This is a genomic window from uncultured Dietzia sp. (assembly GCF_937873725.1).
In the GTDB taxonomy this organism is placed as follows: domain Bacteria; phylum Actinomycetota; class Actinomycetes; order Mycobacteriales; family Mycobacteriaceae; genus Dietzia.
The window spans coordinates 20,693-27,677 of the sequence record NZ_CALMYY010000035.1; the positions used below are offsets into that span (position 1 = coordinate 20,693).

Below are 6,985 nucleotides of genomic sequence, written 5' to 3' on the forward strand. Positions count from 1 at the left end.
CGGTGACGACGCGGGGGGCGGGAACCGCGACCGGCGACGACGACGAGGCGGGCTCGCGCCCGGGCGGTGAGCGACCTCTCGGGCTGCACCCCTACCCGGGGATGGACCGGGACCGCCGGCTGGCGGTGATCACCGGGTTCCTCGGCGCGTTCCTGGCGGTCCTCGCGGGGTTCCTGCCCGTCCACCAGGACACGACCGAGGTGCGGTGGTCCGCGGGACCGGACTTCACCTCCGTCACGGCACCGCTCGTCTCCGGCCGCCCGCTAGACCTCACGATCACCGCCCCCTGCGCCCCGCTCGCGGAGGTTCCCCCGAACACCGTCGTGTTCTCGACGCTGCCCGAGGGGGCGCCGGGGCGGATATCCGACGGGCTCGTGGTGCAGCGGTCCACGGGTGCCGCCGCCGAGCCCGCGATCGAGGTGGTGGTCCGCAACCTCACCCTGCTCTCGGTGCCGCTGTCCACGCTGCGCGACCCGGACTGCGAGTCGCTGCACGTGCGCGCCGAGACCGGGATCCTGCTGGCCGAGCTGACCGGGCTCGCTGACCCCGACACCGCGGACCCCGACACCGTGGACACCGACTCCGCGGACTCGGAGGACCCGGTCCGCGCCGCCCTCCCCGGCACCATGCGACCGCAGGTCACGGGCGTGTTCACCGACCTCACCCCGGCCACCGCGCCGGACGGGCTGGGCGCGGCGACGGTGGAGGTCACCGTCGACTCCCGCTACTCCTCCAGCCCCACGGCCCTCAAGCTGGTCCTCATGGTGCTGGGCGTCCTGGCGACCATCGCCTCGGTCCTCCTCCTGCACCGGCTCGACGGGATCGACGGCCGCTCCGACCGCCGGTTCGTGCCCCGCTCGTGGACCCGGTTGTCGGGTGTCGACGGGGTGGTGATCGGGGTCCTGGGCTTCTGGCACCTGGTGGGTGCCAACACCTCGGACGACGGCTACCTGCTCACCATGGCCCGGTCCGCCGGACCCAGCGGGTACATGTCCAACTACTTCCGCTGGCTGGGTTCCCCCGAGTCGCCGGTGGGGTGGTACTACGAGATCCTGCGGGTGTTCGCCGAGGTGTCCACCGCGAGCCCGTGGATGCGTCTGCCGACCCTGCTGTGCGGGATCCTGTCGTGGCTCATCATCAGCCGGGAGGTGGTCCCGCGGCTGGGTCGGCTCGCCCGGACCTGGCGCCGGCCGCGCTGGACCGGCGCCGCCGTGTTCCTGGCCTTCTGGATGGCGTTCAACAACGGGCTGCGGCCCGAGCCGATCATCGCGCTCGGCGCCCTGCTCACGTGGTCGCTGGTCGAGAGATCGATCGCCACCCGCCGGCTCGTGCCGGGCGTCGCCGCGATCGGGGTGGCCGCGTTCTCCCTCGGCGCCGGGCCCACCGGCCTCATGTGCGTGGCGGCGCTGGCCGCCGGTGCCCGCGAGTTCATTCGCATGGTCCGCAGGCGGGCGCTGGTGATCGGCTGGGCGCCGATCCTCGGCCCGGTGCTGGCGGTCGGGCTCGCCCTGCTGTACACGGTGTTCGCCGACCAGACGCTGGCCACGGTCCTCGAGGCCACCCGCATCCGCACCGAGCTCGGCCCCAGCCTGCCCTGGTACGGGGAGAAGGACCGCTGGGAGGCGTTGTTCGGGGTGTCCGCCGACGGCGGGGTGGCGCGGCGGTTCCCGGTGCTGCTCATGCTCATGTGCCTCGCGCTGGTCACGGCCGTGATGTTGCGCCGGGGCCGCATCCCCGGTGCGGCCGCCGGCCCGTCCCGCCGGCTGATCGGCGTGATCGCCGGCTCGCTGCTGTTCCTGGTGTTCACCCCGACCAAATGGACCCACCACTTCGGGGTCTTCGCCGGGCTGGCCGGGGCGCTGGCGGTCCTCGCCGTGATCGCCCTCCGGTCCTCGACCGTCTCGCTCCGGCGGAGTCGCTGGCTGGTCGGGGCCGCGCTGTGCCTCGTCGTGGGCCTGTCCACCGCCACCGACAACACCTGGTGGTACGTCTCCGACTACGGCATCCCCTTCTCCGACTCGTTCCCCGAGGTGCTGGGCGTCCAGGTCCAGTACCTCGCGTTCATCGGCGGCTTCGGGTGCCTGCTGATCGCCGGGCTCATCCACGCCGGGATCCTCCCCGACTCGCCCGACGGTGCGGCATCGCGCCGACTCTCCCGCCTCCTGCCCTTCCGCCGCACGGACACCGACACCCCCGCCGCGCGCACGCGCGACCGGCGCCGGGCCGATTCGGGTCGCGGCCCGGGCATCGACGGTGCCCCGCTGACGGTGGTGGCGTTCTCGGTGGTGATCTTCGAGCTCGTCTCCGCCGTCACCGCGGTGTTCGTCCAGACCCCCGCCTACACGGTCGGACGCGCCAACATGCGGGCCCTCGCGGGGGAGCCGTGCTCGCTGGCCGACTCGGTCCTGGTCGAGGAGGACTCCAACGACGGCCTGCTCAGCGCCATCGGCGCCGGGCCGGAGATCTCCCTCGGCGCCGGGGCGGTCAACGGCTTCGCCCCCAACGGCCTGCCCGACTCGATCACCGTCGACAGCGCGGAGCCCTCCGGCTCCCTCGCCCAGTCGGAGACCGGCGAACGCGACCCCGAGGACGGGGTCGACGCGGGCACCACCGGCGGCCGGGGCGCCGTCACCGTCAACGGCTCCACCGTCGCCCTCCCCTTCGGCCTCGACCCCGACACCACCCCGGTCCTCGGGTCCTACCGGCGCGGGCCGCAGGTGGCCGCCGAGCTCACCTCCGCCTGGTACCGCCTCCCCGCCCGCAGCCCCAACCGCCCGCTGCTGGTCATGGCCGCCGCCGGCCGCATCGGCCCGGGCGACCTCCGGATCGAGTACGGGCGCCCCGGACGGGTCGGGGCCTCGGGCCCCACCGACCTCGAGGTCATGGGATCCATGACCCCCCTCGACATCGGCCCGGCCCCCGCGTGGCGCAACCTCCGGATCCCCCTCGAGAACATCCCGGAGGACGCCGAGGTCGTGCGCGTGGTGGCCGGCGACGCCAATCTCGACCCCGACTGGTGGCTGGCCGTGACCCCGCCGCGGAACCCGCGGCTGCGGACCCTGGACGAGGTCGTGGGCCACACCAACCCGGTGCTGATCGACTGGGTGGTCGCCCTGGCCTTCCCCTGTCAGCGCCCGTTCGTGCACAACGGTGGTGTCGCCGAGATCCCCGCGTACCGGATCCTGGCCGACCGCGAATCCTCGGCCGCCGCCAACTGGTGGCAGAGCGCGGCGGGCGGGGGCCCGCTCCTGTGGACCACCCAGACGCTGGAGGCCGTGACCGTCCCGACCTACCTCGATCACGACTGGTCCCGGGACTGGGGTTCGCTCCAGCGATTCGAGCCACTCGACCCCGGGGCGGTCCCCGCGGACCTCGTCCGAGGCAGTTCCGTGAGGTGGGGCTGGACCACACCGGGTCCGATCGACTGATCGTCGCCTAGAATCGGGCGTCGTGTCAGACTCCACCGCAGCCTCCGGCCCGGTCGCCGCCGACGCCCGTGTCGCGAGGCTCCGCCTCGTCGCCATCGTCAGCGGCCTCCTGGGCACCCTGTGCTTCCTCTCCCTGCCGTTCCTGCCGGTCTCCCAGACCACCTCCACGGTCCAGTGGCCGCAGAACGGGTCGGTCAACTCGGTGACCGCGCCGTTGATGGCGCACTCCCCGCAGCGGTTCACCGCCACCGTCCCGTGCCGCCTGGTCGGGGACCTGCCGGCCGACGGCGGGATCCTGCTGTCCACCGCCCCGGCCGGCGGCGAGGAGGCCGGCGACCGGGCGCTGTTCGTCCGCGCCTCCGAGGACACCGTGGACGTGGTCTCCCGCAACCGGGTGATCGTCTCCGCCCCTCGGGACGCCGTGGCGGCCGGCGACTGCACGCAGCTCCGCGTGGTCGCAGCCCCCACCTACGTCGAGGCGGACTTCGAGGGCATCGACGGCGCGGCTCGTCGCGTCGACGCCGAGGACCTGCGGCCCATGGTGGTGGGCGTCTACACCGACCTGCCCTCCGACACGGTCGCGCCCGAGGGGCTCGACGTGGTGGTCGAGGTCGACTCCCGTTTCACCACCGAGCCCACCGCCCTGAAGTGGGCGGCGATCGTGGTCGGCCTGCTCGCCACCGCGGTGGCCCTGTGGGCCCTGCACGGGCTCGACCAGACCGACGGCAGGCGCTCCCGCCGCTTCCTGCCCCGGGGCTGGTTCAGGATCCGGCTGCCCGACGTGGCCGTGATCGGCACGCTCGGGGTGTGGCACTTCGTCGGTGGCAACACCTCCGACGACGGCTACATCCTCTCCATGGCCCGGGCCGCCGATCCCGCCGGGTACATGGCCAACTACTACCGCTGGTACGGGGTGCCCGAGTCCCCGTTCGGCTCCCCCTACTACGACCTGCTGACGCTGTTCTCGCACGTGTCCACCGCGAGCCCGTGGATGCGCCTGCCCGCCCTCATCGCCGCGATCCTGTGCTGGCTGGTCATCAGCCGGGAGGTCCTGCCCCGCCTCGGCCGCGCCGCGCGCACCACCCCGGTGGTGGTGTGGAGCGCCGCCGCCGTGTTCCTGGCGTTCTGGATGGCCTTCAACAACGGGTTGCGGCCCGAGCCCGTGATCGCGCTCGGCGCGCTGCTCACCTGGACCTCGGTGGAGCGGGCGATCGCCACCCGGCGGATGTTGCCGTTCGCGGTCGCGGTGATCATCGCCTCGTTCTCCCTGGCCACCGGCCCCACCGGCCTGATGGCCGTGGCCGCGCTCATCATGGGACTGCGGCCGGTCCTGCGCACGGTGGTGGTGCGCGGGCGCGAGGTCGGGTCCCGCCTCGCGCTCGTCGCGCCCGTGCTGGCGTCCGGGACGATGGTGCTCATCAGCGTCTTCGGCATCCAGTCCCTGGCCTCGGTGCTCGAGGCGATCCGGGTCCGGGGCGCGATCGGACCCAACCTCAACTGGTTCGAGGAGTTCGTCCGCTACTACTACCTCATGATCCCGACGGTCGACGGGTCGCTGTCGCGCCGCCTGCCGGTCCTCCTGGTCATGCTGTGCCTCATCATGGTCATCGGCACCCTGCTGCGCCGGGGCAAGGTCCCGGGTGCGGCCTCGGGCCCCGTCTGGCGACTGGTCGGCGTGGTGGTGGGCACCGCGTTCTTCATGATGTTCTCCCCTACCAAGTGGACCCACCACTTCGGTGTCTACGCGGGGATCGGCGCCGCCATCGCCGCGCTCGGCGCGATGGCGATCTCCGCCTCCGCCGTCCGCTCGGCGCGCAACCGCACGGTGTTCCTCGGCGTGATCCTCGTGGTGCTCGCCCTGGCCTTCGCCGGACCCAACGGCTGGTGGTACGTGTCGAGCTACGGCATCCCCTGGTGGGACAAGGCGCCCAGCGTCCGCGGGATCGATGCCGCCACCGTGCTGCTGGCGCTCGCGGTGCTGACGTTCGCGTACGCCGCCTGGCAGCACCTCCGGCAGGACTACACCGGGACCCAGGCCCCCAGGACGTCAGAGGGGCGCCGGCGCATGCGCACCGTCGCCGCGGCTCCGATCGCCGTGGTCGCGGGCCTGCTCGTCGTGTTCTCCCTGGCCTCCTTCGCCAAGGGCGTCCTCAAGCAGTACCCCGCCTACACGGTGAGTGCGGGCAACCTCTCCGCCCTCGCCGGGAACCCCTGCATGCTCGCCGACCGCGTCCTGGTGGAGCCGGACGCCAATGACGGCATGCTCACCCCGCTCGCCGCCACCCCGAGGCCGGACGGGTCGATCGACCCCGCCGCCAGGGCGGCCGCGCTCGACGCCGGCGAGAACACCGGGTTCTCCCCGAACGGCGTCGCGCCCGACCTGTCCGCGGACGCGGTCGTCGGCGACCCGGGTGCCGCCAACACCACGCAGGAACCCGGCGGCGGCCCCTCGGTCAACACTGGCGAGAGCGCGGGCACCGGCGGCGGCCGCGGCACGGAAGGTGTCAACTCCTCGACGGTCGCCCTGCCCTTCGGGCTCGATCCGGCCACCACCCCGGTGCTCGGGTCGTTCTTCGTGGGCCCGCAGCGCGAGGCCAACCTGGAGACCGGCTGGTACCGGCTGCCCGAGAACCGCGAGACGCACCCGCTCCTGGTGATCTCCGCCGCGGGCCGGATCGGCCGGTACGACGCCGACGGCCTGTACAAATACGGGCAGGAGGTCGTCGTGGAGTTCGGTCGCGCGACCGGCGGCCCGAACGCGGACCCGGTCGGCGCCCCCGTCACCCCGTTCGACATCGGCCCCGCCCCGACGTGGCGGAACCTCCGGGTCGACATGAAGGATGTGCCCGCCGACGCGGACGTCATGCGGATCCGGGTCGACGACGGCGACCTGACCCCCGACCAGTGGGCCGCCATCACCCCGCCGCGCGCGCCCGAGCTCGTCACGCTCCAGGAGCTGGTCGGTTCGGAGGCGCCCGTCCTGCTGGACTGGGCGGTGAGCCTGCAGTTCCCGTGCCAGCGGCCGTTCTCCCACTACGCGGGCGTCGCCGAGCTCCCGGAGTTCCGGATCCTCCCGGATCGCCCGCTGGCCGTCAGCGCGACGAGCACCTGGCAGTCCTACGAGTCCGGTGGTCCGCTCGGGTGGATCGAGACCGCGCAGCGTGCGCGGACGATCCCCTCGTACCTGCGCCACGACTGGAACCGCGACTGGGGCTCGATCGAGGCGTACACCCCGCTCGGGACCTACCAGGTCGATCCGCCCACGCCGGCGCAGGTGACGACCGCGACCGCGACCCGCTGGGGGTGGTGGAAGCCCGAGGGGCCGATCCTGGTGACCGACCCGGAGGCCTAGGACGCCGCCGCCCCGCCGGCGTGCGCCGCCCTCCAGCGTGCGCTGGCCCTCCGGCGTGCGCTGGCCCTCCGGGGTGCGCTGGCCCTCCGGGGTGCGCTGGGGGAATGGTCCATTCGCCCAGCACGACCCCGGGTTTTCCGAGCATTCAGCCAGCGCAAGCCGGGGGAGGCGCAAGCCGGGGGAGGCGCAAGCCGGGGGTGGCGCA

2 protein-coding genes are annotated in these 6,985 nt (G+C 73.5%); both read left to right on the forward strand.

Features of this window, described 5'->3' with window-relative positions:
- Nucleotides 1-2: 2 nt before the first annotated feature.
- Nucleotides 3-3,428, forward strand: coding sequence for an arabinosyltransferase domain-containing protein (locus tag Q0444_RS02940; RefSeq protein ID WP_291084262.1), 3,426 nt, complete (start codon nucleotides 3-5; stop codon nucleotides 3,426-3,428).
- Nucleotides 3,429-3,450: 22 nt separating this feature from the next.
- On the forward strand, nucleotides 3,451-6,780 hold the full coding sequence (locus tag Q0444_RS02945) for an arabinosyltransferase domain-containing protein (protein ID WP_291084259.1): 3,330 nt from the start codon (nucleotides 3,451-3,453) through the stop codon (nucleotides 6,778-6,780).
- The last annotated feature ends 205 nt before the right edge of the window (nucleotides 6,781-6,985 follow it).